Source organism: Streptomyces sp. NPDC006463, assembly GCF_042870715.1.
GTDB lineage: Bacteria > Actinomycetota > Actinomycetes > Streptomycetales > Streptomycetaceae > Streptomyces.
Genome location: NZ_JBIAHP010000042.1, coordinates 10,379 through 33,685, shown reverse-complemented (window position 1 = coordinate 33,685; position 23,307 = coordinate 10,379). Strand labels below are relative to the sequence as shown.

The following is a 23,307-nucleotide window of genomic DNA, read 5'->3' as shown; positions in this document are numbered from 1 at the left end:
CCGAGCTCGCCGCCGTGGGCCTGGGCCAGGCGGGCATCGAGGGTTTCCAGCATCCCCGAGAGCCGCAGCGACTTCAGCGACTCACGCAGGGCAGAGTCCATCACGCTCATCAGATGCTTCCCTCAGCTTCGCCGTGGACCTGGTCGTCGTGGATCTCGTCCGCCGTCTCGGACGGGGCGACGGAGGCGAACAGCCGCTTGGGCCCGTGGAGGAAGGCTGCGGCTCCCGCGTCGCCGCTGGATTCGGGCTCCGGATCGGTCTCGGTGCCGGCGATCAGGATGCCCTTGATGGTGCGGTAGGACGGATCTCCGACGGTGATGGCCCTCGCGCAAGCGGCCTCGAGCCTCGCGTCGCCGTACTTCTTCTTCAGACCGAGGATCCCCTGGGCGGCGCGGAGCCGGTAGAGGGCGTTGACCTCCAGCAGTTGGTCGACGACGGTCCGGCAGGCGTCTCCGACCTCGGATGCCTGGGTCCGGCACCAGATCGGCGTGCGCATCTGGAAGGCGATCTTCTCCGGCGGATAGTCGGTCCTGTCGGTGCGTTTGCCCTGCTCAAGTGCCACGTGGGTCTTGACCAGGTCGCCGTCGAGGAAGATCTGCACCATCGTGGCGGTCGAGCGGACGTCGACCCTGCGGCCGATCAGTTTCCAGGGAACCGAGTAGAGGGTGCGGCCGACCTTGATGTGGATGTCCGGCCCGACCAGCGCCGTCGACCAGCGGGCCAGCACGAACGGGGTGGGCGGCAGCGGCAGCAGGGTCTCGGCTTCGACGGCCTCGAACACCGCCATCGGGGCGGCTCCCTGCAGCGGTCGGCACCGCCGGCGGCCCGCCACCTTCTGGCTCCAGGTCACAGCCTCGGCCTGCATGTGCTCGATCGAGGTGAACTCCCGCCCCCGCCAGAACGAGTCCCGAATATAGGGCATCGGCCGCTCGACCCGCGGCTTGTCCTTGGGCCGGGCAGCACGAGCCGGATCCACCAAGGCCCCGTAGTGGGTGGCGAGCTCGGCATACGCCTTGTTGATCTTCGGATCGTAGAGATCAGGCTTGTCGACGCCGGTCCGCAGGTTGTCCGGCACCAGCCGGCGAGGGACGCCCCCGAAGTAGCGGAAGGCGGCGACGTGGGCCTCGGTCCAGGCGTGCTGGTGCAGGTAGAGGACCGGGCGGACGAACATGTGCCGCGAGCAAGGCAGCACCATCACGAAAGCCCAGATCCGGTGCCGCTTGCCGGTCTTCGGATTGGTCCACTGGCCGAGGTGGCCGTAGTCGATCTGAGCCTCCGAGCCCGGCTCGACATCATCGCGCAAGACCGTGACCTGCGACCTTGTCGTCTCGTCCGGGAGCGTGGCGTGCACCCAGCGGCGGAACGAGGAGATCGACACATCCAGCTTGTGCTCGTCCCGCAGCCGCTGGTGGATCGTGGAAACGGTCACCGTCCCCAGCAGATTCTTGATGTAGTCGCGGTGCTGGTCGATCTCAGGCCAGGTGATCTGCCGCAGCCGCCGGTCAGCGAGTTCGGGAAACCAGCCCTTGATCAGCTTGCCCCAGTCGGCCTCCCGCATCGGCGGCCCGCCCGGCGTGATCCCGGACGCCTCCGCCGGCTCCAGGTACTTCCTGATCGTCTTGCGATCCACCCCCAGCGACGCAGCCAGCTCGCTCTTCGAGCGGCCCGCGTACCAGTGGACGTAGATCTCGGTGATGTCGACCACGACGAACGTTCTCCTTGCCATCCGGGCTGACCATCGGCCTTCCGAACCACAGGCCCAGGGCCGCCCACACGCCTCCGCGATGACCAGGTCCCTCGATTCCGAACTCCGTCGTACCCATGGCCAATTAGGAGAAGTCGGGATGAGGAATTACATGACGCTCAAACCACCCGAGATGGGGAAAAACGTGAACGCTCACACATGCCCCCAGAACAGCGCGCTTGCACCGGTTCCCGTATGGCTTCTCGCGAAGTCCCAGCAGGTCAGCGCGCCAACCGCTACCCGGCGTGCCAACAACAACGCTCAGACTTCAGTTGAGCCGTTGAGGTGTCCCTCCAGAGCCTTGGAGCTGGCCGTCAGCGACCTGAAAGCGCTGTACGCCCTGCTGACAGCCTTTTGCGTGAGGGAAGGTCACATCACACCGGGAGAGTTGCGATCGGCTCTCTGAGGGGCCGTTCTACAGGTCGATTTTATGCCGTTGTGCCGGAAAACTCGGGATCGCTTAAGTGAGGGAGCCGTCCGGGCTCCTGTACCGCTGCCGGGTGTGCTCGGCTATCACGGACAAGGGGGACTCGGTCAGGGTTCTTGTCCTCCTTTCAGCTGCGGACCCTAAATCCCAGGGGCCAGCCCCTGGACCCCGCCAGCGCCTAGGCCGCGCTGGACCGGCCTAGGCATGGGGGGCTACTCGCCCCCCAGACCCCCTCGCCAGGCGCTTGGGCGCCCTGGACCAGCTCACCCTCAAGCCCTGCACCGCCTCCCTGACGGTCGGCTGTGCACCCCTCGGGCGCTGGGCGCCCTCACTGGGCATGAGGGCCGAAGCAAACCGTGGCTGATCGGAGATGGGGCTGAGGAGGGGGCTCCCAGGCCAGACGACATGCAGCAGGCCGGCTGAAATGACCGTTGTATGGCTGGTGTGGATAGGGGAGTGGGTGCAATGGAGTCCACTGGCTGTGTGTCAGGGGCCGGGAGACGGCTGACATGAGCAGGTGTTAATGGCTCGGCCGACTGACCTCGGGTGCATGCTGATGCCCGTTGCCAGGTTGCTCTTTAGTAAGAGGACGCCGCCCTGGCGCGCCGCTGACCTGCGGTTTTGGGCGATCTTATGTGTCGCCCCGGACACGTTTGGTGTCTCGAAGTGTGGACCCAGCGGGCACATTTGGCCGGAAACTAAAGCACCCATTGAGTTTCTGAGAGCGCCAACCGGCCTGGGATCACCGCAGGTCAGAGTGTCGGGCAGATGTCAGTCTGGGCCGCCACGCAGATTTTGGACTCCGCGAGATGTGCCGTCATTGCGACAACTAAAATCAAGCAGCTGTGGACTTTCGTCGCTTGGGTACAGGATAACTTCACGCACCGTGTACTTTTGGCGCGCCTGCTGGGTGGGGTGTCGATCGGGCGCATCCGTCGGCGCGCCGACGCGCCAAAAGACAAGCGCACGTTGATTTTTTGGATAGTCTCGGACCGCCTGAGTAACAAGGAGGTCCTGTGACATCTGATCCGCCCGCCCGTCGTCGGCGCGGGCCCCGGTCTGTACCCGTCCCCGCAGCGGCAGGGAACGAAGCCGAGTACGGAGACATCCTGGCCGTCCTCGGCCAGCAACTCGGGGAGAAGGTGGCCCAGGCCGCCGACCCCAGCGGACGACGCCGTCTCAAGGGCGTCCACTTCGAGTACGCGGCGGACCCGCGGGCCGTCCACGACATGGCCGGCGGCGCCGGATACAGCCTGGCCAGCAACTGGTTCACGCAGCTGCTCGCGCAGCTGGCCGTCGCGAACAGCATCACCAAGTCCCAGCTCTGCGTCTTCCTCTTCGTGGCCGGCGGGCAGGTACCGGGTACCGGCATCGCCCAGTACACGCAGCAGGAGATCACCGACGGACTGAACAAGATCGCCGCCCAGAAGGGCGGCAAGATGATCACACGTTCCACGGTGAACCGCGCAGTCCAGGCGCTGTGCGGCTACAACTGGGTAGAGAAAGCCGGCAACGGCCGGATCCAGATCAACGTGCGGCTGTGGTTCCACGGCAACAGCACGGCCCAGCACGAGGTACTCGCCGAGATCGCCGACCGGCACGACCACGACACCGAAGTGTTCCCGTACGCGGTGGGCCCCGAAGGCGCCCATCAGGAGGAGCTGGAACTCGACTTCGGGGCCGAGGCCGACCTTCGTGGAAGGAAACGCACCGGTTGATAGTGCTGCCAGGCCCGTGCACGGGCGACCGATCACGAGGAAGGCTGTCCCATGGCTAACGTTATGTCTCCGATCGTCGCGGAGCGCATCTGGGCCCTGCCGCTGTCAGGGTCCGCCGTCAAGTTCCTCCAGTACCTCGTCTCCCGAAGTGACTTCGGGGGAGCGCTGCCGGTACGCCAGAAGGACATGGCGGCCGAGTACGGGGTCACGCCCCAGGCCGTCAGCGGACTCATGGCGCCTCTGTGCGACCTGAACATCGTGCTCAGGCCGCGCAGTGAGGAGCGCACCGGCAACTCCTACCGGCTCCACCCGCTCGCGGCCAAGTACGAAAGCCCCGAGGCAATGGAGGCTGCGTTCCGCACCACGCTCGTCAGAATCCAGGCAGGGGACCTGCCCAACCTGAAGCTCCCGACCTACAACCAGGCACCGCCCGCCCCGACGGGCCGTCCGAAGCTCCAGGTCGCCTGACCTGGACGGGAGCTGGACATGACAGAAGGCCCTCCACCGTGGTGGTAGGGCCTTCTGCGCCTGAGTAACAGTTGGTGCTCTCACTATATCCGCCCCTGCCCGGGTCCGGACAGCTGGATTGCGCCGCACACGACGCCCGTGTCCTCCTTCAAGCCGCTTCGCTGGCGATGAGCCGAAGCCCTTGGCGTGGCCCGGGGCCCGCCGGTCGATTCAGGGCCGCGATCACACAGGCGATTCCAGCTGGCGCGTGGGGGCGGCTGCGGCCGCCGGATCTGCGCAAGGGGTGCCGTGTGGAAGAAGTCGGCGCGCGGCGCCCCCTTTGACCACGGGCCCTGACCTGCGCTGCTGCGGCCCGCCGGGGCATCTGGAGGCGTCCCGCGAGGCGCCTTGGAGAGCGCCCTGCGGGGCGCCTCGGCTACGGGAGGCCGGCGTCAAGGCGGGCAGCCCTGACGCTCGGACCCGCCAGGGCGGGGGAGGCCTCGGCGGGCTGGCGTCCGGGCGTGCGTGGGATGTCGGCGTCAGGTCAGAGCCGTCGCCGTCCGTGATCAGCGCCAACCGGTGCAGCCCCGGCCCTCTACGCAGGCCTGGACCCAGAGGCCCTGGACGTCGCGGCGGCCTGTGGAGTAGTGCACGGCCTGGCCCTGCCCGCAGGCGCGCTCGGTCTCGTTGATCACTGACGCGCCGTTCGTGAACACGGTCTTGACGTTCGCGTAGGCGCACTTGTTGTCGGCGCCGACAGTGTCCAGGATCGTGCCTTTAAGGGAGCCGCTGTCCACGCCTCCGTTGTCGTAGACCTTCCAGCAGATCGTCCCGTATGTCTCGGCGTAGCCATCCTTTGAGGCGTAGAAGTCACGGCACTTGGAGACAGGGGAGGCTGCACTGACCGGAGCCGCCACCGCTGTTCCCGTAGTTGTAGCCGTGGCCAGAAGCGTGGTGCCGACTGCGAGGGCAAGACGTATGCGCATTGGTTCCCTTTCGATGGGAGGAGAGGCCAACGGGCCCGGGATTCGAGGGCCGCGCGGCGTACCCCGGCGGCTCGCGCGCAGAAGCAGCGATCGCGGCGGCGGCGGGCCGGAGGGGCTTGGTGAGCCCGAGGGCTGATCGCTCGTGCAGTACACAGGCTGGGGTCCCGGTACAGCCGGGCACAACGGCAATCCCTTGTCCCGGACTGTCCCGGACTGTCCGGGACAAGGTCCCGGGCTGTCCCACCAGCTCAGCCGCGTGAGAGCCGGGGCCGTGGCACCAGATTTCCAGCGAAGCTGAGGCCAAGAAGTCCCTCTACGCCCGGCTCCGCCGCAGCCTGCCTGAGAACTCTCCCGGGCAGCACAACCTGTTCACGCTTTACCACGAGATCCTCGGGCCTGCCGTCTACGACCTCCCCGCCCTCTTGCCCAAGGTGTGGCTCCACTGGGACCACAAGACCGTCCGCGAGCGCGGCCCCGACGCGCTGCTGCGCTTCCGGATGGACTTTCTGCTCCTGCTGCCCCACGGCCCGCGCATCGTTCTCGAGGTCGATGGGTCCCAGCACTACACCAGTCACGGCGGGCAGCGGCCCGACAGCACGAAGTACGCGGAGATGGTGGCCGGCGACCGCGACCTCAAGCTCGCGGGCTACGAGGTCTTCCGGTTCGGCCACGACGAGCTTGAGCACTTGGACCAGGCTCGGCCGCTACTTCGACAGTTCCTCACCGGCCTGTTTCGCCTGTACGAGGTGGCCGTCCCGTCTGCCTGACCGCCCAGACGCCTCCCCCCGGGGATAGACCGTGGCGTGGATGGGGAGCTGTAGCTGGCTGACAGCCATGGAGGGGAGGGGCGGAGCATGGGAATTGGCACGGCGGTGCTGGTGGTGTTAGCTGTCTTGGGGGTTGGGGGCCTGGCCGGGGTCCTGGTGCGTGCTGGGCGTCGTGAGGCCGAGGCGGAGAGGGTCCGGCTGGCGGAGCAGGCGCGGGTCCAAGCCGTGCGATCGATGGAGGGGGTCTGGTCGCTGGAGCCTGCGGAGTTCGAGGAGTACGTCGCGGACCTGTGCCGCCGGGACGGCTGCACCGAGGTCCGCCGAGTAGGCGCCACCAATGATCTGGGTGCCGACGTGATGGGCCGGCTGCCGGACGGCCGGAAGATCGTGGTTCAGTGCAAGCGCTACGCGAAGCACCGCACCGTCGGCAGCCCGGACCTCCAGAAGTTCAATGGCACCGCGCGCAGCGAACACGGAGCGGACGTTCCGGTCTTCGTCGCCTCGTGCAAGTTCACCAAGCAGGCCCGGGCTTTCGCAGCCCGCCACGGCCTGGTCCTCGTCGACGTTGACCTGCTCGGCTTTTGGAACAGCGGCACGGCTTTGGCCACGCTCCTGGACCTGGACATTAGCCGATCCGGCACCAACCGGAAGCTGGCACCGGACAACTGAGCTTTGCTGGTGCTCAACGGCCGGAGTCGATGCCCTTCCAGCCGTACCCGAGCACGCGGCGCCGGGGCCGCGATGACGGGGCAGATGGCGCCTCGCGGGGGAGCTCGCGCCGGGCGGCGAGGAGTACGGCGAGGGCCTGGGCGTGGGGCGCGTCCAGGCGCCACAACCCGCCGCTCAGTCCCCGCCCGAGATACGCCGCAGCGTCGAGCCCCGTGACGGCCTGAAGGGGCCGGACTTCGGGAAATTCAGTCGGCATTGCAAGCCCCGGCGGGCACGATGACGGGATGACTGATCTGCTGTGGCACGACCAGGTCGCGTGGCTGCTCGACCCGACCGACGGCAGCTACCTCCCCGACGTGTTCGTTGACGGTACGACGACGGAGGACTGGCAGGCCGTGCTCGACCTGGTCGAGGAACAGAACTGGGCCTTCGAGTACGCCGAGGGCGACAAGGTCCTGCCACTGCCCCGAGCCGAAGCCGTACTTTCCCGTCTGGCCGGTGCCGAGTGCCCGACCCTGAAGGTGTGGCCCGATCCGGAGGTCTGTGCAATCTTCCGCTTCCTCGGGACCGAGCAGATCGACTTCGACGTCGACCTCCGGGAACTCCAGGGGCAGGCTCGGCTGGACGTCCTGTGCGGGCTTCTGACCGCAATCGGACGGCGGCTGCGCAAGTCGGTACCACTGTTCCCCGAGGGCGGCGGTACCGAGCCGCTGCTCGGGTTCGACGTCACCTCCGACCGGGTCGAGGTGATGTGGACAGAGCCGGACAAGTGAGCCGAGAGCCTCAGGGCTACAGGAGAGCGCCGCCTCGCTACCGGTCCTGTTCGCGGTTCCTGCTGCCGGTCACTCGACCGAAGCGTCGTAGTGGACCGCATCCTCGGGGATCCAGGGAAAGCGGACCCACGGGTACTCCGCGGACCCATGACCGCTCGGATCGAACTCGAGCACCGCGTCGATGAAGGTCGTGGGCGGCAGGTATCCGTGATCGACGACGTAGTGGCCGACGAGCACCGGAGCTGCGAACGCCGTGTCCGGCCTGGCCGGAATGCGAATCTCACCTGTCCCGACGCTGCTTCGCCGGTGCCCCGGCCGCGGCTCGTACGACTCTGGCGGCTGCTTGTCCGAGGGCGGGCACAGCTCACAGTCGTGGAGGCCCATCATCTGGTTGACCGCCTGTACCGCAAGGACAGCCTCAAGTTTCTCGATGAAGCCCGCCGGCGCTACCCCGCTGGCCCACGGCTGATCACCCGACAGCCAGCCGACGTTTACGCGCTCGTACTGCGGCTCGAAGCTCAGGAAGCGATAGCCCGTCGTCACGTCGGTGAACGACTCTCCACCGTCCCAGTAGGTGTAGAGGCTCATGTCCTCGTAGAACGTCACCCCACGTTCCTACCACCTCTGCTTCCGCCCGCTTACTCATCCCCGGCGCAGACCAAGCACCGAGGGCCCTGACCTGCGAGTAAGCACGGCCCTCAGTGGGGCCACACGCAGGAATACGACGCATCACGAATACGTACCTGTTACCAGCTGTCCGCGGCGACATGACCGCCGCCGACCTGCCGTACGCCCCGTGACAGCGCGCTCAACGGATTGACGGAACGGCCTTGTCCGGGTGGATGCCACTGGACGTGCCGGACCGCCGGCGTGTTCGCCCACGCTGATCCCGCCCGGGCCGGCACGCCGCCGGCAAGCGAGCACCCGCGCGACCGACGCGGTGACGGGCTCCGCTCAAGAGGGCGCGCGTGGCCGACGGCGAGTGTCAGAGGTCAGTGACAGGATTGCGGGCGACCAGTCCTGCCCGCGAGGCGGTTCGGGCGAACCACAGATACGGAGTACTACGCTATGAACCGCACCGAGCTGGTGGCCGCTGCATCCCAGCGCGCCGAGGTGACCCGCAAGGACGCCGACGCCGTTCTGGCCGCGCTCGCCGAGGCCGTCGGCGACGTCGTCGCCAAGGGCGACGAGAAGGTCACCATCCCCGGCTTCCTTACCTTCGAGCGCACCCACCGTGCCGCTCGCACGGCCCGCAACCCGCAGACCGGCGACCCGATCGACATCCCTGCCGGCTACAGCGTGAAGGTCTCCGCGGGCTCCAAGCTGAAGGAAGCGGCCAAGGGCAAGTAGCACCGCTCGTCGATCCGGCGCGTGATCCTCACCCGATCGCGGGACGAGGCGGACTCGGAAGTCGATCTCTCCACGGCTCCCGACACTCTGCAAGCGCGCCGACCGGGATAGCCCGGATATCCGAGCCCCGGCTGGGGTAAAACGGTCCCCGGGCGCCCTCTTGGGCGCCCCGTATCCACCCCGGCCGGGACCCCCGGCGATGACGAACGACACCAGCATGGCCAGCGGCACCGTGAAGTGGTTCAACGCAGAAAAGGGCTTCGGATTCATCGCCCAGGACGGCGGCGGACCGGACGTCTTCGCGCACTACAGAAACATCAGCGGACACGGCTTCAAGGAGCTGAACGAGGGGGAGCAGGTCACCTTCGACGTCGCCCAGGGACAGAAGGGCCCCCAGGCCGAGAACATCGTCCGCGCCTAGGACTTGTCCGGCCGATCATGATCGGAGCCAGATGGTGAGGGCTGCGGCGGTTGCGGTGCCGAGGTAGACGTAGCGGCGTTTGTCATAGCGGGTGGCGACTGCCCGGTGCTGTTTGAGGCGGTTGATAGCCCGTTCGATGGTGTTGCGCTTCTTGTAGCGCTCTTCGTCGAAGCCTGGCGGCCGTCCGCCAGCTGAGCCTTTGCGGAGGCGGGCAGCCTGGCTGTCGGTCTTCTCCGGGATCGCGTGTCGGATGCCGCGACGCCGCAGGTACTCGCGGCAGGGTCCGTTGCTGTAGGCCTTGTCGGCGGCGACGCTGTCGGGCTTCTTACGAGGCCTGCCCGGTCCGAGTTTGGGGATGCGGATCTTCTCCAAGACAGGCTTGAACTGGGTGCAGTCCGCCCGCTGACCTGGTGTGACGATCAGGGACAGGGGGCGGCAGCGGCCGTCCGCGCTCAGGTGGACCTTGGTGGTGAACCCGCCGCGCGAGCGGCCCAGGCCCTCACCTCCAGCACCACCTCCACCAGCCGGGCGACGAGACTCTGCCACGGCGTTTCGTCCTGGTGTTCTGACGTTTCGGCCCCCTTTGGCGCTGGAGGCGGGTCGGTGCGGGCGCCGGCCGCGTGCTGATGCGCCCGCACGATGGTGGAGTCGACCGAGATGTCCCAGTCGATCTCACCCGCCGCGTCGGCCTCGGCCTGGACTTGCTGAAACAGACGCTCCCAAGTCCCGTCGCCCGACCACAGTCGGTGCCGTTCGTAGACGGTCTTCCACGGCCCGAATCGTTCGGGCAGGTCACGCCACTGCACGCCGGTCCGAACCCGGTACAGAATGCCGTCGATCACCTGCCGGTGATCCCGCCACCGACCACAACGCCCATTGCTGACCGGAAGGAACGGCAGCAGCCGATCCCACTCGGCATCCGTCAAATCACCCCGCCCCATGCCCACATCAACGACCTGGGCGCGGAGTAGTCACATGATCGGCAGATCGACTTCGTCAGCCAGGCTGCGGACGTACCAGTCACATTGGTTGCCATCCGCTTCCGGAACCCGCTTGTCGTAGGTGAAACCTGACCGTCGCGCGACCGCTGCCGACCGGGAGTTCTCCGGGTCCACCCGGATCACTCCTTGGGTCGCCCCTTCAGCTGCGGCGTACTGGCAGATCAGGCGGACAGCGCGGGTCACCAGTCCCTGACTCCGCCAGGCAGGGTAGAGACCGTAGGAGATGTTGACCTGTCCTGGCACCAAGCCCGCCATCTCGAAGCGCAGGTCTATATAACCCGCCAGCGTTGACTCGGCAGCCACACGGATCCCGAACGCACGCAACGGTCCACGGGTGGCCCACTGCTCGATGCAGTGGCGGAAGTACACCTCGGTGCCTTCCCGGGTGCCTGGCCTCCCACTGAGCCACCGCACCAGCAGCTCGTCCTCGCCTGCCAGGTGCTCATCGGCGTCATCCAGGCGCGGAGGAGACAGAGTGACAACGCCATCCGAAAGCTTCACGTCATGCATGCAGCCACCATCGGCCTTGCGGCACCGACGTTCAAGCAGGTATTTGAGGAGTAGTGCACCGGCGGCGTAGGCGCGGGCGGCAGAAACCACCAACCCATCACCTCTCAAGGAAGCCGAACACCCCGCAGAGCCAGGGCAACCCAAAGATCGTCCGGACAAGTCCTAGTAGTGCTTTGTTAGCTGGTGTCGTGGGGCTGCCATGGGGTGGGTTGTCGGCAGGTGGGGCAGGTGCCGGTCCAGGTGGCGATGACGTGTTGGAGGAGGTCCAGGGCCTGGTAGAGAGTCAGGCCCTGGCAGGGACTTTTGGGCAGGTCCGCTGCTCGGTGAGGAACAGGTGGGCGGCGGTGACGAGGGTGACGTGGCGGTGCCAGCCGGTGAAGGACCGTCCCTCGAAGTGGTCCAGGCCCAGTGCCGTTTTCAGTTCGCGGTAGTCGTGTTCGATCCGCCAGCGTGACTTCGCGAGCCTGACCAGGTCCTTCGCCGGGATGCTGGCGGGCAGGTTCGAAACCCAGTACTTCACCGGCTCCGCTTCCCCTTCGGGCCACTGAGCGATCAGCCAGGTCAGCGGGATCGTTCCGTCGGCAGCGGGTTTCGGGCGTCGCCCGGCGAGACGGACCCGCATAAGCACGAAGTGTGAGCTCAGGGCAGCTCTGGAGCCCTTGCGCCAGACCACGGCACGTCCCTGTTCCCGTCCGGTGGCCAGCACGTGCTCACGCAGAGAGACCGGGCGGGTGCGGTAACGCGGCAGCGGCCGCGGACCCAGACCGCCATAGGCGGGCTGGTGCGGTTCCGCGTTCTCGGCGTGGGCGGTCATCTCGCCTTTCACCTGGAGGACGTAGGCCAGCCCCCGGTCCTCCAGGCCGTGGCGGAAGTCCGCATTCGCGCCGTAGCCTGCGTCCGCGACCAGCGCGGCGGGCCTCAGCCCGACACCGGCGAGTTCGTCGAGCATGTCCAATGCGAGCTGCCATTTCGGCTGGTGGTGCTCGTCCTGGGGGATCCGGCAGGCCCTGCGGCGGTCGGCCGCTTCCGGGCCGTCCCAGGACTCGGGCAGGAACAAACGCCAGGCCAGCGGGCACGAGGCGGTGTCTGATGCGGCGTGGACACTGACACCGATCTGGCAGTTGCCGACCTTCCCCAGAGTCCCGGAGTACTGCCGGGCCACCCCCGCGGACGCCTTGCCGTCCTTGGGGAAGCCGGTGTCGTCCACCACCCACACCTGCGGCCGCACCGCCCGCACGGCCCGCCACGCCAGCCGCGCCCGCACCTCCTGAACGGGCCAGGTCGAGGACGTCATGAACTGCTGCAACTGCTGATGGTCGATCCCGAGGCGCTCGGCCATCGGCTGCATCGACTTCCGCCGGCCGTCCAGCAACAAGCCCCGCAGATACAGGCCGCCCTTGACCCGCTGATCCCGCCGCACCAACGGCGCGAACACCTCCGAGACGAACTCCTCCAACCGGACCCGACACGCCGCAAGTTCCCCAGCCCTCATACAGCCAGCGAACTACCGAACATCAACCGTGACAAGACCAGCTAACAAAGCACTACTAGGCAGGGACTTGCCCGAACCCGGCCCAGTCTCGTTGTCAGTGCCGGATGACACACTGACGCGGAGCCGCCGTATGCGGCCGCCACGACGAGGGGGAGCAAATGGATCGCAACGTACCGCCGGACACGCGGGGCACAGGTGCCGATGCGCTGGACAGCACCCTCTTCCTGCCCGGCCGGTCGGCCGTCGCTTACGGCATGCCCAAGGGCGGCGGGGAGAAGCGGCCAACGCTCGTTGAGCAGATGGCGCTGATGCCGCAATTCCTGGAACCGCTGGGCCTGCGCGTCGTCGACGACGTTGACGGGACTCCGGACGGCGAGCTCTGAGGGCACAAGCCCTAGCTCGCTACGACTCCTGTCCCTGCCACAAGGGGCCCGGCATGCCGGGCCCCTTCGCCGTATCTCCTGGTCACGTCTCCCTAACCGGCTCGTCTAGAAGTGGCCCACTCGATCCGGTCCGAAATCCGCGACGTCCCGTGCCTGTTGTGCTCGTTCCTGGAGCAGGCGGCGGAAGCCCGCCACCGCGTACCGTTCTCCGGTAGCCGAGCCCGGCCCGCGGATGCCGGCGACCTGGGCCATGAGTCGCTGGGGCTGTGGCTGCCAGCCGACGACCAGGACGCGCAGACCCAGGCACTCCGCGCGCCGGTGCAGCTCCAAGAGGTGGAGCAAGCCGTCGGAGTCCATGGACACGACGCCGTGCAGATCGATCACGAGGTCCCGCTCGTCGGCGGTGATCTGGTCGAGCGCCCGCTGGAATGCCGTACCCGCGTCCTCCCCGAGGTTCCCGCTGGCGCCAACCAGGACCGAGCTGCCGCAGCGCTGGACGTCCATGGTGATCAATACCGTCTCCTTCTCGTACCAGAAGGCGGCCTGCCCGTGGGGCCGCCATGCTGGTGCAGCGATCAGGACCGCCCCAGCCCTCCGATGAGGTGTCTCGATTGTCAATGAATACGAGAACATCAGCGGTGTTGGACACGGGAAGTGGCAGCGGCGGTTGAGGCCTACCAGTCGTCCTCGTCGACGCCGATCTCGATGTCGAACAAGCCCCATCCGAGTGAGTGGATGTCCTCTGCTGCTCGCAGGAGCCAGTCGTACGTGCGAACCTCGATCCTGCTGTTCCTGAACTGGGTGTCCCGGATCTCGCTGGCGCTGTCGGAGGAGTCTTCTCTCCCGATGATGATCAAGCCGCGGGCGTCAGCGGTGATCCCCGGAAGCCCCAAGCCGTCACTGTCGCGCGGGGCCCGGGCGTAGGCGAGGTTGGACGTGAGTCATTGCCGCCAGTCTTCAATCTGGTCGACGGCATGACGGAGGGCAGGCGAAGCGCGGTGGTTCCCCGGGTTCGTGAGCCGGTGGGTGGGACTCTCCAGTTCGACGAGGATCCATCGCAGACCTACCGAGGTGCGGCCGGCGATAAGGAAGTCGGCCATGTAGTGGTTACCGAACTGGACTTGAGGACTCTAGAACGACCTGCATGGGCCGTTCTTCAGTGGCGTCGGCCAGCGCGTCCTTGAGCGCCTCACGCGCCGCGAGGGTGGGGTGACGATCGGTCTTCCACCGGTCAAGCCGGGTGTGATCGCTGGCGGAGACGAGTTCGGGGGACGCATGCGGGCTTCGGCTTCCTCGCGCGCCTTGCGGCGGAGCTCGGCGTAGTCGCTGCTCCCAGCCTTGGCGATGTGCTTGACGAGGTGCGGCCATCCACCTCCACCGCCCCCCCACGGAAGTTCAACCGGCCGTTGCCGCTGATTGACGCGATCAGACCATGCCGGTTCTCCGCGGTTCCTCGTTCTGCTGCGATGACGACGACGTCACCTGCCGCGGGGCATAGCCACTCGAGATGGACCACGGACCGTTTCGCCAGTGCGACTTTGATCCATGCGTCCAGCAGCTCTCGGCTCCCGATCTCGGTACTACTCGGAATGTCCAGATGAGTCTCAGCGGCAAGGCGTTCAAGGTATTCGTACTCGGTATCGCCGAAGGACGCTGGCTTCCGCAACTCCAGTTCTGTGCCAAGGCGGGCGCGTAGAAGAGCCGCCGCGACAGGCGCGGGTGTTGCCGCTGTGAGGGGAAGGCCCAGTGCGGCAGCTGCAGCACGCTGCGCCTCGGTCGGTTCGGCACAGAGCTGCTGAAGGTCGGCGACGACCTTCTGCCATGAAGTCTCAGCCATCAGGCCGGATGCCTCTCGCTCGGGGCGGCGTGCGCATGGTCGTGCTCGTCGATGTCGTCTCCGAGCGGGGCACGGCCGTGACCCGGCTGGAGCAGCTGCGGGCCGAGGGAGACTTGAGCGCCGCGCGCGTACGGTTGGTCGCCGACGGGCTGGGTGTCTCCACGCGCACGGTGTGACGGTGGCTCCCCGGCGCAGGCTACGAGCCGGCCGAGCGGGCGAATCAGTTCGTCCAGGTCTTGAGCTGAGCGGCGACGTCCCGCACCGGCAGCCCGTCCCGTGCCGCGCGGGCCAGGGGGAGAACGGTGTCCAGGCCGGGGCTCACGGGGAGACCGCACGCCGACAGGTAGGCCGCGGTCACCGTGACTGCGAACAGCAGGTTCCTCACCTCCAGGCTGGGGTTCCTGGCCAGCTCGCACAGCAGAGCCGCCGCCTTGTGGTGTGGCTCGGGGTAGACCTCGTGGTCGAGGACCTCCGCACGATGACGTGCTTCCGCCGCGACAGGCACCCCGTAGTCGACAACCTCGGGATCCCCTGGGATCTGCTGGGCCACTGCCAAGATCCAGGCGAGGTCGATCCGGAGGTTCACGCGGCGTCCCTTGGCGCAGTCTCTGCCTGCCCCGCCGGGAGACCGGGGTACCGGTCCTCACCGAATTCCGCCTCGAACCGGTCGGCGTAGGCGGCCAGGAACGCCGAGGCGCCGGCCATGAAGGCGGCGCGTGACTCCTTCACGTCCTGCTCGATCAGATCGGCCACGTACCCCTGCAGGCTCAAACCGCGGCGCTTGGCCCTTTCCTCGGCGGCCGCCTTGACGCCCTCGTCCAGTCGGATGTTCGTCTGCTTTCCCATACCCACCACCATAGCTAGCCGCTGATACCAACCGCTAGCAAACGGAAGGACCGGCCATATCGGCCTTCCGCCCAGCCGGACGCCCCCCGCAGCTCGAAACTGAAACTGCTGTCCGTCCGGGCCTGGAGGAGGCAACAGCACCCCGACGGCCAGGCTGCTTGCGACCCAGGTGCCGGTTCCGGCCGCGATGATGCCCACGACAGGTCCCTGGGATGCGGTGGCGACGAGCGCACAGCACAGGGCCCCGCTGAGCAGACCGGCGGTGGAAGCGAGCTCGGCCTCCTGGACGCCGCGGTGCAGCACCTGCTCGACCAGGGCCCGCACACCGGCCGCGGCCGTCACGAGCAACGGCCCGGTCACCATGCCCACGAGGACCGCCGCCCACACGGCATCGCGTTCCAGCCCAACAGCACGACCATGGTCACCGAGGCGACCATCAGCGCCGCGAACACCCCGACCACGCTCTGCCCGCTGTCCACGCCGTGGGTGTCGTCGTGGCGCGCCTCCAGCCGGGAGCCGGCCGCGACGCAGCCGCCGGCCAGGACACCCAGCAGAGCGCTTGCTGTGTCCGGGAAGGCGGTGAAGGCCGCCAGCTGCCCGCCGACCAGGGCCGCCGTCCCGGCCCAGGCCCGCCAGACCGGCGCCCGCGATGCCCGGTCGGCCTGGCGCCGGGGTACGCCTTCGGTCGGCGTGACCACTCTCGGAGCGAGAGCCGTCCGGGGCCGTGTGCCGGCGCCCGCCGCGGCGGCGACGGCCGCCTCGGCGACCCGCACGGAGGCCGCCGGAAGGGCCCGGAGCCGCCGGGCGACGTCCGCCGCGCTCGCGGGCCGCTGCTGCGGATCCTTGCCCAGCAGCTCCGCCACCAGCCGCTCGAGCTCGACGGGTACCTCAGGCCGCAAGGAGCGGACCGGCGCGGCCACCTGGTGAAGGTGCTGGGCGAGCACCGGCCATCCGCCGCCCGCGAAGGGCGGCGCGCCGGTCAGCAGCTCGAACAGCAGGCAGCCCAGCGAGTACAGGTCGCGTCGATCTCCGCGTCGCCGCGGGCCTGCTCCGGAGACATGTACGACGGCGTACCGATCACCGCCCCGGTCCCGTTTGAGGCGGGTTCGGCGGTGTGCTGTTGGGAGCGTTTCGACACGCCGTGGTCCATCCGTGCGCGGACCGCCTTCTCGCACGGCTGCCGGAGTCGTGAGGCAGGCGCGGCCGCGGACAGCGCTGTTTACGGTCTGTCACTGCGTTACACTCCGTTACGTACGGAAAGACACCGTGTGATTCTACTGGGTGCTGATGGGGTGACTGTGGCCTTATGCCGCAGTGGCCGGGCACCCCGCTCCCCGTGTTCCGAAAAAACCTTGCGAGCGTTTCGCACGCCCACCCGGCCCGGAGGGCCGATGGCGCCCGCCCCAGTGTCGGCATGTGCCCGTACGCCTTCGTGAAGGGATCATTCATGGTCGCCAAGAAGAAGACTGCGACGTCGAAAACCGCACGCGAGCAGGACAAGCTCGTCGAGTCCCTCCGGCAGTTCATCCGGGCCAAGGGCCCGAACTACCTCACTGACCCGAATGTGAACAGCATCGGTATCGGCTACCGGAAGAAGGGGGGAAAGCAGACCAAGGAACTCACGCTCCAGTTCACGGTAGGTGTGAAAGCGGACGGGGACGAGCTGGAAGCGCTGGATACCAAGCCGATTCCGGAGACCATCAGGGTCGACGGGGTCGACGTGCCGACCGATGTCCTGCAGCGCAGTTACAAGCCTCAGTTCCTTGTGGTGCCCGAGGCAGAGACCCCAGGCCGCAAACAGCGCCTGGACCCCATCATCCCGGGTGTGAGCGTCGGGCACGTGAAGGTGTCGGCGGGCACGGTCGGCGCAATCGTCTTCGACAAGAGCGACGGCACTCGTTACGTGCTGAGTAACTGGCACGTGTTGCACGGTCCGGACGGCGAGCTGGGTGACGTGGTCGTGCAGCCCGGCGCGCATGACGACAACCGGATCGCCCAGAACCGTCTCGGCATCCTGAAGCGCTCCCACCTCGGTATGGCCGGCGACTGTGCGGTCGCCACCATCGAGGACCGGGACGCCGATCAGAGGATCCTCGAGCTCGACGTGATCCCGGAAGAGCTGGGCGAGCCGGAACTCGGAGACAAGGTCGTCAAGAGCGGCCGCACCACCGGCGTCACCCACGGTGTCGTGCGGCGCATCGAAACCCTCGCGCAGATCGACTACGGCGGTGAGGTGGGGCTGCAGAACATCGGTTGCTTCGAGATCGAACCAGACCCGGCCACCCCGCCCGCCAACGGGGAGGTCAGCCAGGGCGGTGATTCCGGGGCCCTGTGGATGTTCAAAACAGGCAACGGCCGGCCGGGCAAAGTGGTGGCTGGCCTTCACTTCGGTGGCGAGGGTAAGTTCAGCCCCGACGAGCACGCTCTCGCCTGCCTGCCCCGCTCGGTCTTCGAAAAGCTCGACATCAGCCTGCAGCAGCCCTCCATCGAAGAAGCCGTAGTCGTCCAGGGATACGACCCTGACTTCCTCGGTACCCGCATCGACACCCCGCGCCTTACGGCCGCGGTCAAGGACGATGCCGTCCAGCTCAACGACACCGACGTCATTCCCTACACCCACTTCTCCCTCGCTCTCAACGGCGTAAGGGGTTTCGCGTTCTGGGTGGCCTGGAACATCGACGGCACCTCCCTCAAAAAGCTGCCCCGCAAGGGAATCAAGTTCGTCAAGGACCCGCGCCTGCCAGACGACGCCCAGATCGGCAACGAGCTGTATGAGGACAATCCTCTCGACCGCGGGCACCTGGCCCGCCGCGCCGACCTGCTGTGGGGGGCTCCCTTGGAGGCCAAGAAGGCCAACAAGGACTCCTTCCACTACACCAACATCACCCCCCAGATGGAGGACTTCAACCAGTCCAGCAAGCGCGGCCTGTGGGGGCGGCTCGAAGACGCCCTCTTCGCCGACGTCGAGGTCGACGACCTCAAGGTGAGCGCCTTCGGCGGACCGGTCTTCCAGGACGACGACCGTATCTACCGCGACGCCCAGATCCCACGAGAATTCTTCAAGGTCCTCGCCTTCGTCGAGCAGGGACAGCTCAAGGCCAAGGCCTTCCTGCTCACCCAGAACCTCAACCAGCTCGAAGCCCTCGAACTCGATGAGTTCCGCGTCTTCCAGGTCGCACTCAGCGAGGTCGAAAGCCGCGGCCGCTTCCGCTTCCCCGCAGCCTTGCGCAACGCTGACACCCTGACCGTGCCCGAATCCCTCGCAGCCCGCACACCGCTGGAGGACCTGACCGACATCGACTGGCGCTGAGCGGTCGCACCACACCCAGGAGGCCGGGGCCCGGCGGGCTCCGGCCACTTGGGGCCCATGCGTACACCTGGCACCAGCCGGGGAGGGGGCCTTGCGCCGTCCTCGCCCAGGTGTCGGACCAGGGGCCGCTGCCCCTGTCTTCGGGATGCCAAAGCAGTCGACATGCTTCCCCGTCAGGCCGGGTACGGGCGAGTGCGCGCGTAACTCGCTTGCCCGGTAGCCCACAGCCGGCGCGCCCATGGGGCGGCTTACTGATCTTTTCGTAAGTTCGGTGGGTGTGGTGGCGGTGTGGGTGGGAGGCTGTCGGGATGGCTTATCGACCTTCGCCCTCCGCGGCCGGCGCCTCCCTTCCTGCGTTGTCGCGGCCTCAGTTGGCGGAGGCGCGTCGTGTTCGGGCGGTCGAGTTGTTCGAGGACGGTGTCTCGAATGCGGAGATCGCGCGGGCGGTGGGGGTGTGTGCCGCGAGCGTTCGGCGATGGCGGCGGGCGTGGGAGAAAGGTGGCACTTCGGCCCTGCGACGGCGTGCGGCTACCGGTCGTCCGCCCAAGCTGGACGACGCCCAGGTCGAGACCGTTCGGGCCGCGTTGGAGAGAGGAGCCCAAGCCCATGGTTTCGAGGCCGACCTGTGGACCCTGGAGCGAGTCGGCGCCGTCGTGGAGCGTGTGACGGGAGTGGTGCTGTCGAGGGCGTCGGTGTGGCGGTTGCTGACCGGCCGGCTCGGATGGAGTCTGCAGCGTCCCGAGCGGCGGGCGGTGGAGAGGGACGAGTCGGAGATCGCCCGTTGGATCGCGCACGAGTGGCCGCGGATCAAAAAGGGGCCATGAACACACGTGCCTGGATCGTGTTCCTCGACGAATCAGGCGTGCCGCCGTCGGCAAGACCACCACGATCGCCGACGGCGGTTACCCGGGAACCGGACTGGTCATCCCGCACCGCCGCAAACACGGCCAGACCCCGTCAGGTCGCGGAGCACCTCACCGAGGCCGCGCCCGGACACCTGTGGACCGGGGTCAAGTTCTCGGCGGCGTGGGGGAGCCGCGACGTCCTGGACACTACCCTCGTCCACCCCGGACTGGTCGCGGTGGCGTCTACCGCCACCCGCTCCGGTTCCAGCGGCTGCGCGCGGACGTGGGTGTGCGGGACGTCCCCCGGTTCGGCGGGGGCAGGCCGCAGCCGCCCGCTGACCCTGAGCTGCGTCATCCCCCTGCTCGTGCTGCCCCGCACCCCGCGCTGGGCCGACGCGGCTTTCTGGACGCGTCGGTCGCCGTGCAGTCAGCCGTCTTCATGGTCGGGGCTGGTTCCTCGGGCTCCGTCGCGGCCACGACGTTCGTCTTCGAAACCTGGCGGGCTCACATCGGACGCCGTCGGGCCAGCCTCGAGGAGGGACTGGAGCCCGAGATCTCCGGGATCGAACCCGAGCCGCCCCTCGGGACATCCGGTCGGCCTGGGTCCACGGACCGACCGGATGACCGAGCATCCGGAACTCATGCCACCGCGCGGGAACGGGCCTCACGCGTCGGGGGATTCGCCGGTGTGGGGCTTTGAGCGGCTCCTCGCGGTGTGCGGAGGGGGCGTCGCCCCGGGATGGAAACAGGCGGTGATCGTCTTGCCGCCGTGGAAGGAATGGGCGTCCCAGTCATCGGCGAGGGCGTCGATGATGGCGAGTCCCCGTCCGGAAGTCGCCTCACGTGAGAGGTCTCGCGGGGCCGGCAGGTACGGGTCGCCGTCGGCGACGCTGACGTGCAGGCACCGGCCGTCCCAGGTGAGCACCAGCCCGGCGCCGCTGTGGGCGTGGACGTGTGCGTTGGTGACGAGCTCCGAAACCGTCAGCAGGACGGAGTGCGCCGTGTCGGGGGCGTCCGTCGTCCACTGCAGGGAGTCCAGGCGTTCCGCCGTCCACCGGCGGGCCTCGCGCACCCCTCGGTGTACGGGAAAGGAAGTGGCCCATCCCTTGGCACGTATGGACACCGCGTTCACCTCGCTTGCGCTCTCGTGTGACGCCGGACCGGACGGCCGGAACGCTTGTCAGAACCGGCCCGCCCGGTGCCGGGCACGGTGCCCACCCCTGCTGGAGACGAGCAGCAGGGCCAACGCCATCGGCGCGATCAGCAGGACCATCGTCGTCATGGGGGCGCTCCTTACCTCGTACGTCCGTTCCTCCTGCGCGTGTGGCCGCGATGAGACCCCCGAAACCCGCGATTTGTGCCGCCCGGCACCATCTTCCCCTACATCCGGTGAGCGGTGAGCGGCCTGGTAGGGAGACCATGAATGGCCCTCGTGCGCACCGACCGAGCCCATCTCTTCGGCCCCCCCCGCCGCGATCCGCCTGAGGGGGAGCCGCGACATCCTGGACACCACCCTCGTCCACCCCGCCCTGGTCGCCGAGGTCAGCGCCGACCGCGCCATCGACCACGGCGGCGTCTTCCGCCACCCGCTCCGGTTCAAGCGACTGCGCCTGGACGTGAGCGCGGCGGACGTGACCCGGTTCGGCGAAGGCCCGGCCGCCGCCATCGGCTGACCGGCCGTACTCACAGCACCGCCGAGCAGTACGACGTCCTGGCCGTTCAGCCACCAGACTCGCGGCATCGGTCCACGCGGACGCCCCGAGATACGGATCTTCCGGGCGCGCGCCATCTGGCCTATAGCGAAGCCCTTTTGTACCTGTGTCTAAACCCTGCGAAGTTGACCTTGCCCCAGGGCCAGCCCTGATCATGTCGTTCAGAGGATGGCTGATGAAGGGGATGGGGTCATGCTGCCGCCGGACAATCATGTGCACAGCCAGTGGTCCTGGGACGCGCTGGCGGGATCGATGGAACGTACCTGTCTGCGTGCAGTCGAGCTTGGGCTGTCCTCGGTGGCGTTCACTGAGCACGCCGACTTCACTGCCTGGACTCTCAGGCCAGGCGAGAAGGTCCCGGAGGAGTGGCGTTCACTGTTGGCTGAGGGAGTACTGAACCCGCCTTCGTTCGACCTCGACGGATATCGGAGCTGCCTGGAGTCATGCCGAGAGCGTTACCCTGGCCTGCGGATTTTGTCAGGCGTCGAGTTGAGCGAACCTCACTGGCACGCATTCCCCGTCGGGATTCTCCTCGGTGCGGGTGGCTTCGAGAGGGTGCTGGCATCAGTGCACTCTGCGCCGACTGCGGACGGTTCCGGCTTCACCGAGGTCTCTGCTCGGTATGACGATCAGCCGCCGGCCGACGTTGTTCGCGCCTATTTGGCCGAGACCGTCCGCCTGATAGAGCAGTTCGATGCGTTCGAAGTCTTGGCTCACATCGACTACCCGGTCCGCTACTGGCCCGCAGACGGGAAGCCGTATTACCCGTACGACTTCGAGGAGGAATATCGTCACGTCCTGCGCTCCCTGGCAGCGACAGGCAAGGTGCTCGAAGTCAACACGAGGGTTCCATTGCATCCCCAGGTGCTGGCCTGGTGGCGGCAGGAAGGTGGCCAAGCCATCAGCTTCGCCAGTGACGCTCACGACCCCGCCGCACTTGCCCGGGGCTTCCGCGACGCCGTGCAGGTGGCTGAAGTCTCGGGCTTCCGCCAAGGCCGCGATCCACACGCCTTCTGGAGGCGTAGTTGATCGCAGGCTGGTGTGACCGTCCCTCCTTCGAGGGAGGGCCCCAAGATGTCGGTGATCAGGCTGCTTGCTCAGCTGCTGGCGGGGGTGGGTTGAGGGAGAGTCCCTTCTTCTGCTGGGTGATGCGGCGGGTCATCAACGTGACGGCTGCCCACGTGATGAGGGCTTCGCTGTGCTGGACGAGTCGTTCGTAGTCGCGTGCGTGGCGGCGGGCGTGCATGAGCCAGGCAGGGGTCCGTTCGACGACCCAACGGCGGGGCAGGACGACGAATCCGGTGGCGTCCTTGGGTCGGCTGACGGTCTTGATGGTGAGGCGGAGGTACTTCTTGGCCCAGGTTACGAGTTGGCCGGCGTAGGTGGAGTCGGCCCAGACGATGGTGATCTTGGGGTGCATGAGGCGGAGTCGGAAGAGGACTTCCTTGGCGGCGTCGCGGTCGGTCATGTCGGCCCGGGTGACCATGACCAGCAGCGGGAGCCCGCGGGTGTCCACGACGATGTGGCGTTTCCTGCCGTTTATCTTTTTCGCCGCGTCGTAGCCGCGTGAGTCCTTGCCGACGGTCTCGGCGGCCTTCACGCTCTGGGAGTCGATCACGGTGGCCACCGCTCTGGGGCCTTTGCCCAGGTCACGGCGGATGCGTCCGCGCAGGTCATCGCGGACCTGGCCGATGACGCCAGCCGCGGTCCATCTCGCCATGAAGCCCCAGACGGTTCGCCATGGCGGGTAGTCAGCCGGGAGGGCTCTCCATTTGCAGCCGGTGTCGACGACGTAGCGGATCGCGTTGACGATCTCCCGGCGAGGGTGTTTCTCGGGGGCTCCGCCGGTCTCGGTCTGCCAGGCAGGGACGGGGAGGAGATGTTCGAGAAGGGCCCACTCGGCGTCGGTGGTGTCTGAGGGGCAGCGGCGATGGCGCATCAAGTTGTCCCGGGTGAACTCGAAGCGGGGGCGGGGGGCCGGGGGGGGGGGGGGGGGGCCCCGCGGGGGGGGGGGCGCGTGGGGGGGGGAGGGGGTCGGTGGTTGGGGGGGGGGGGGGGGTGGGGCGGTT

At 67.7% G+C, this 23,307-nt stretch carries 27 protein-coding genes and 1 pseudogene; 14 read left to right on the top strand and 14 right to left on the bottom strand.

Annotation, left to right across the window (positions count from 1 at the left end; translation table 11 throughout):
* Positions 1 to 109 precede the first annotated feature (109 nt).
* Positions 110 to 1,705 (bottom strand): IS21 family transposase, encoded by a 1,596-nt coding sequence (gene istA, locus ACFYOB_RS39425; RefSeq protein ID WP_388569307.1) that lies wholly within the window; start codon positions 1,703 to 1,705, stop codon positions 110 to 112.
* 1,234 nt (positions 1,706 to 2,939) lie between these two features.
* Between istA and ACFYOB_RS39420 the strand changes: the two genes are divergently transcribed.
* From ACFYOB_RS39420 to ACFYOB_RS39410, 3 genes are read left to right on the top strand one after another with little or no spacing between them, the layout of a single operon-like run.
* Positions 2,940 to 3,191: a hypothetical protein gene (locus ACFYOB_RS39420; protein ID WP_388569304.1), complete on the top strand. Its 252-nt coding sequence runs from the start codon at positions 2,940 to 2,942 to the stop codon at positions 3,189 to 3,191.
* The gene (locus ACFYOB_RS39415; RefSeq protein ID WP_388569302.1) at positions 3,188 to 3,889 is read left to right on the top strand and encodes a hypothetical protein; all 702 of its coding nucleotides are present in this window, start codon (positions 3,188 to 3,190) and stop codon (positions 3,887 to 3,889) included. The genes ACFYOB_RS39420 and ACFYOB_RS39415 overlap by 4 nt, the downstream gene beginning before the upstream one ends.
* A 51-nt stretch (positions 3,890 to 3,940) precedes the next feature.
* On the top strand, positions 3,941 to 4,357 hold the full coding sequence (locus ACFYOB_RS39410) for a hypothetical protein (RefSeq protein WP_388569299.1): 417 nt from the start codon (positions 3,941 to 3,943) through the stop codon (positions 4,355 to 4,357).
* 545 nt (positions 4,358 to 4,902) lie between these two features.
* Here the strand turns inward: ACFYOB_RS39410 and ACFYOB_RS39405 are convergent.
* Positions 4,903 to 5,322 carry a hypothetical protein gene (locus tag ACFYOB_RS39405; RefSeq protein ID WP_388569296.1) on the bottom strand — a complete coding sequence of 140 codons (420 nt, stop codon included), beginning with the start codon at positions 5,320 to 5,322 and terminating at the stop codon, positions 4,903 to 4,905.
* Positions 5,323 to 5,744: 422 nt separating this feature from the next.
* Here ACFYOB_RS39405 and ACFYOB_RS39400 point away from each other — a divergent pair, with 422 nt between their 5' ends.
* Positions 5,745 to 6,089: a hypothetical protein gene (locus ACFYOB_RS39400; protein ID WP_388569293.1), complete on the top strand. Its 345-nt coding sequence runs from the start codon at positions 5,745 to 5,747 to the stop codon at positions 6,087 to 6,089.
* A gap of 87 nt (positions 6,090 to 6,176) precedes the next feature.
* Positions 6,177 to 6,758 (top strand): restriction endonuclease, encoded by a 582-nt coding sequence (locus tag ACFYOB_RS39395; RefSeq protein WP_388569290.1) that lies wholly within the window; start codon positions 6,177 to 6,179, stop codon positions 6,756 to 6,758.
* A gap of 13 nt (positions 6,759 to 6,771) precedes the next feature.
* Here the strand turns inward: ACFYOB_RS39395 and ACFYOB_RS39390 are convergent, their stop codons facing one another.
* Entirely contained in the window at positions 6,772 to 7,014 is a 243-nt protein-coding gene (locus ACFYOB_RS39390) for a hypothetical protein (RefSeq protein WP_388569287.1), read from the bottom strand.
* A gap of 28 nt (positions 7,015 to 7,042) precedes the next feature.
* On the opposite strand from ACFYOB_RS39390, the gene ACFYOB_RS39385 reads away from it, so the two are divergent.
* On the top strand, positions 7,043 to 7,531 hold the full coding sequence (locus tag ACFYOB_RS39385) for a hypothetical protein (RefSeq protein ID WP_388569285.1): 489 nt from the start codon (positions 7,043 to 7,045) through the stop codon (positions 7,529 to 7,531).
* 69 nt (positions 7,532 to 7,600) lie between these two features.
* On the opposite strand, the gene ACFYOB_RS39380 is transcribed toward ACFYOB_RS39385, so the two are convergent.
* On the bottom strand, positions 7,601 to 8,137 hold the full coding sequence (locus tag ACFYOB_RS39380) for a hypothetical protein (RefSeq protein ID WP_388569282.1): 537 nt from the start codon (positions 8,135 to 8,137) through the stop codon (positions 7,601 to 7,603).
* Between the two features lie 462 nt (positions 8,138 to 8,599).
* Here ACFYOB_RS39380 and ACFYOB_RS39375 point away from each other — a divergent pair, with 462 nt between their 5' ends.
* Together ACFYOB_RS39375 and ACFYOB_RS39370 are read left to right on the top strand one after the other, a co-directional pair.
* Positions 8,600 to 8,881, top strand: coding sequence for an HU family DNA-binding protein (locus tag ACFYOB_RS39375; RefSeq protein ID WP_388569279.1), 282 nt, complete (start codon positions 8,600 to 8,602; stop codon positions 8,879 to 8,881).
* 217 nt (positions 8,882 to 9,098) lie between these two features.
* Positions 9,099 to 9,302, top strand: a complete 204-nt coding sequence (locus ACFYOB_RS39370; RefSeq protein ID WP_388569313.1) for a cold-shock protein — start codon at positions 9,099 to 9,101, stop codon at positions 9,300 to 9,302.
* 15 nt (positions 9,303 to 9,317) lie between these two features.
* On the opposite strand, the gene ACFYOB_RS39365 is transcribed toward ACFYOB_RS39370, so the two are convergent.
* From ACFYOB_RS39365 to ACFYOB_RS39355, 3 genes are all read right to left on the bottom strand, one after another.
* A protein-coding gene (locus ACFYOB_RS39365; RefSeq protein WP_388569276.1) for an IS5 family transposase occupies positions 9,318 to 10,243 on the bottom strand; the annotation gives its coding sequence in 2 pieces (ribosomal slippage) (positions 9,318 to 9,908 and positions 9,911 to 10,243; 924 coding nt in all).
* A gap of 30 nt (positions 10,244 to 10,273) precedes the next feature.
* Entirely contained in the window at positions 10,274 to 10,903 is a 630-nt protein-coding gene (locus ACFYOB_RS39360) for a GNAT family N-acetyltransferase (RefSeq protein WP_388569274.1), read from the bottom strand.
* A gap of 193 nt (positions 10,904 to 11,096) precedes the next feature.
* Positions 11,097 to 12,305 (bottom strand): IS701 family transposase, encoded by a 1,209-nt coding sequence (locus ACFYOB_RS39355; protein WP_388569271.1) that lies wholly within the window; start codon positions 12,303 to 12,305, stop codon positions 11,097 to 11,099.
* A gap of 158 nt (positions 12,306 to 12,463) precedes the next feature.
* Between ACFYOB_RS39355 and ACFYOB_RS39350 the strand changes: the two genes are divergently transcribed.
* Positions 12,464 to 12,688 carry a hypothetical protein gene (locus ACFYOB_RS39350; RefSeq protein WP_388569268.1) on the top strand — a complete coding sequence of 75 codons (225 nt, stop codon included), beginning with the start codon at positions 12,464 to 12,466 and terminating at the stop codon, positions 12,686 to 12,688.
* A gap of 105 nt (positions 12,689 to 12,793) precedes the next feature.
* Here the strand turns inward: ACFYOB_RS39350 and ACFYOB_RS39345 are convergent, their stop codons facing one another.
* Together ACFYOB_RS39345 and ACFYOB_RS39340 are read right to left on the bottom strand one after the other, a co-directional pair.
* Positions 12,794 to 13,192: an STAS domain-containing protein gene (locus ACFYOB_RS39345; protein WP_388569310.1), complete on the bottom strand. Its 399-nt coding sequence runs from the start codon at positions 13,190 to 13,192 to the stop codon at positions 12,794 to 12,796.
* A gap of 170 nt (positions 13,193 to 13,362) precedes the next feature.
* Positions 13,363 to 13,581 carry a hypothetical protein gene (locus ACFYOB_RS39340; protein WP_388569265.1) on the bottom strand — a complete coding sequence of 73 codons (219 nt, stop codon included), beginning with the start codon at positions 13,579 to 13,581 and terminating at the stop codon, positions 13,363 to 13,365.
* Positions 13,582 to 14,533: 952 nt separating this feature from the next.
* Between ACFYOB_RS39340 and ACFYOB_RS39335 the strand changes: the two genes are divergently transcribed.
* Positions 14,534 to 14,701: a hypothetical protein gene (locus tag ACFYOB_RS39335; protein WP_388569262.1), complete on the top strand. Its 168-nt coding sequence runs from the start codon at positions 14,534 to 14,536 to the stop codon at positions 14,699 to 14,701.
* 44 nt (positions 14,702 to 14,745) lie between these two features.
* Here the strand turns inward: ACFYOB_RS39335 and ACFYOB_RS39330 are convergent, their stop codons facing one another.
* The 3 genes from ACFYOB_RS39330 to ACFYOB_RS39320 are packed head-to-tail and all read right to left on the bottom strand — an operon-like array spanning position 14,746 to position 16,315.
* Complete coding sequence (locus tag ACFYOB_RS39330) at positions 14,746 to 15,111, bottom strand: hypothetical protein (protein WP_388569260.1); 366 nt, start codon at positions 15,109 to 15,111, stop codon at positions 14,746 to 14,748.
* Positions 15,108 to 15,740 (bottom strand): hypothetical protein, encoded by a 633-nt coding sequence (locus ACFYOB_RS39325; protein ID WP_388569258.1) that lies wholly within the window; start codon positions 15,738 to 15,740, stop codon positions 15,108 to 15,110. Before ACFYOB_RS39325 ends, ACFYOB_RS39330 begins: the two co-directional genes overlap by 4 nt.
* Complete coding sequence (locus ACFYOB_RS39320) at positions 15,728 to 16,315, bottom strand: hypothetical protein (protein ID WP_388569256.1); 588 nt, start codon at positions 16,313 to 16,315, stop codon at positions 15,728 to 15,730. Before ACFYOB_RS39320 ends, ACFYOB_RS39325 begins: the two co-directional genes overlap by 13 nt.
* A 503-nt stretch (positions 16,316 to 16,818) precedes the next feature.
* On the opposite strand from ACFYOB_RS39320, the gene ACFYOB_RS39315 reads away from it, so the two are divergent.
* From ACFYOB_RS39315 to ACFYOB_RS39305, 3 genes and pseudogenes are all read left to right on the top strand, one after another.
* Positions 16,819 to 18,681, top strand: coding sequence for a DNA/RNA non-specific endonuclease (locus tag ACFYOB_RS39315; protein WP_388569254.1), 1,863 nt, complete (start codon positions 16,819 to 16,821; stop codon positions 18,679 to 18,681).
* Between the two features lie 308 nt (positions 18,682 to 18,989).
* Positions 18,990 to 19,505 carry a winged helix-turn-helix domain-containing protein gene (locus tag ACFYOB_RS39310; RefSeq protein ID WP_388569252.1) on the top strand — a complete coding sequence of 172 codons (516 nt, stop codon included), beginning with the start codon at positions 18,990 to 18,992 and terminating at the stop codon, positions 19,503 to 19,505.
* 37 nt (positions 19,506 to 19,542) lie between these two features.
* A pseudogene (locus ACFYOB_RS39305) lies at positions 19,543 to 19,635 on the top strand (IS5/IS1182 family transposase); the annotation flags it as partial.
* Positions 19,636 to 20,190: 555 nt separating this feature from the next.
* Here the strand turns inward: ACFYOB_RS39305 and ACFYOB_RS39300 are convergent.
* Positions 20,191 to 20,649, bottom strand: coding sequence for an ATP-binding protein (locus tag ACFYOB_RS39300; protein ID WP_388569250.1), 459 nt, complete (start codon positions 20,647 to 20,649; stop codon positions 20,191 to 20,193).
* Between the two features lie 781 nt (positions 20,650 to 21,430).
* Between ACFYOB_RS39300 and ACFYOB_RS39295 the strand changes: the two genes are divergently transcribed.
* Positions 21,431 to 22,267 (top strand): PHP domain-containing protein, encoded by an 837-nt coding sequence (locus tag ACFYOB_RS39295; RefSeq protein ID WP_388569247.1) that lies wholly within the window; start codon positions 21,431 to 21,433, stop codon positions 22,265 to 22,267.
* Positions 22,268 to 22,322: 55 nt separating this feature from the next.
* Here the strand turns inward: ACFYOB_RS39295 and ACFYOB_RS39290 are convergent, their stop codons facing one another.
* Entirely contained in the window at positions 22,323 to 23,177 is an 855-nt protein-coding gene (locus ACFYOB_RS39290) for an IS5 family transposase (protein WP_388569244.1), read from the bottom strand.
* Positions 23,178 to 23,307 lie beyond the last annotated feature (130 nt).

Excerpts from the sequence above, each read along its gene's own strand:
- ACFYOB_RS39420 (WP_388569304.1), top strand. The coding sequence starts at position 2,940 with ATGTCAGTCTGGGCCGCCACGCAGATTTTGGACTCCGCGAGATGTGCC.
- ACFYOB_RS39410 (WP_388569299.1), top strand. The coding sequence starts at position 3,941 with ATGGCTAACGTTATGTCTCCGATCGTCGCGGAGCGCATCTGGGCCCTG.
- ACFYOB_RS39405 (WP_388569296.1), bottom strand. The coding sequence starts at position 5,322 with ATGCGCATACGTCTTGCCCTCGCAGTCGGCACCACGCTTCTGGCCACG.
- ACFYOB_RS39395 (WP_388569290.1), top strand. The coding sequence starts at position 6,177 with ATGGGAATTGGCACGGCGGTGCTGGTGGTGTTAGCTGTCTTGGGGGTT.
- ACFYOB_RS39390 (WP_388569287.1), bottom strand. The coding sequence starts at position 7,014 with ATGCCGACTGAATTTCCCGAAGTCCGGCCCCTTCAGGCCGTCACGGGG.
- ACFYOB_RS39385 (WP_388569285.1), top strand. The coding sequence starts at position 7,043 with ATGACTGATCTGCTGTGGCACGACCAGGTCGCGTGGCTGCTCGACCCG.
- ACFYOB_RS39375 (WP_388569279.1), top strand. The coding sequence starts at position 8,600 with ATGAACCGCACCGAGCTGGTGGCCGCTGCATCCCAGCGCGCCGAGGTG.
- ACFYOB_RS39370 (WP_388569313.1), top strand. The coding sequence starts at position 9,099 with ATGGCCAGCGGCACCGTGAAGTGGTTCAACGCAGAAAAGGGCTTCGGA.
- ACFYOB_RS39355 (WP_388569271.1), bottom strand. The coding sequence starts at position 12,305 with ATGAGGGCTGGGGAACTTGCGGCGTGTCGGGTCCGGTTGGAGGAGTTC.
- ACFYOB_RS39350 (WP_388569268.1), top strand. The coding sequence starts at position 12,464 with ATGGATCGCAACGTACCGCCGGACACGCGGGGCACAGGTGCCGATGCG.
- ACFYOB_RS39345 (WP_388569310.1), bottom strand. The coding sequence starts at position 13,192 with ATGGACGTCCAGCGCTGCGGCAGCTCGGTCCTGGTTGGCGCCAGCGGG.
- ACFYOB_RS39335 (WP_388569262.1), top strand. The coding sequence starts at position 14,534 with ATGCCTCTCGCTCGGGGCGGCGTGCGCATGGTCGTGCTCGTCGATGTC.
- ACFYOB_RS39315 (WP_388569254.1), top strand. The coding sequence starts at position 16,819 with ATGGTCGCCAAGAAGAAGACTGCGACGTCGAAAACCGCACGCGAGCAG.
- ACFYOB_RS39310 (WP_388569252.1), top strand. The coding sequence starts at position 18,990 with ATGGCTTATCGACCTTCGCCCTCCGCGGCCGGCGCCTCCCTTCCTGCG.
- ACFYOB_RS39295 (WP_388569247.1), top strand. The coding sequence starts at position 21,431 with ATGCTGCCGCCGGACAATCATGTGCACAGCCAGTGGTCCTGGGACGCG.
- ACFYOB_RS39290 (WP_388569244.1), bottom strand. The coding sequence starts at position 23,177 with ATGCGCCATCGCCGCTGCCCCTCAGACACCACCGACGCCGAGTGGGCC.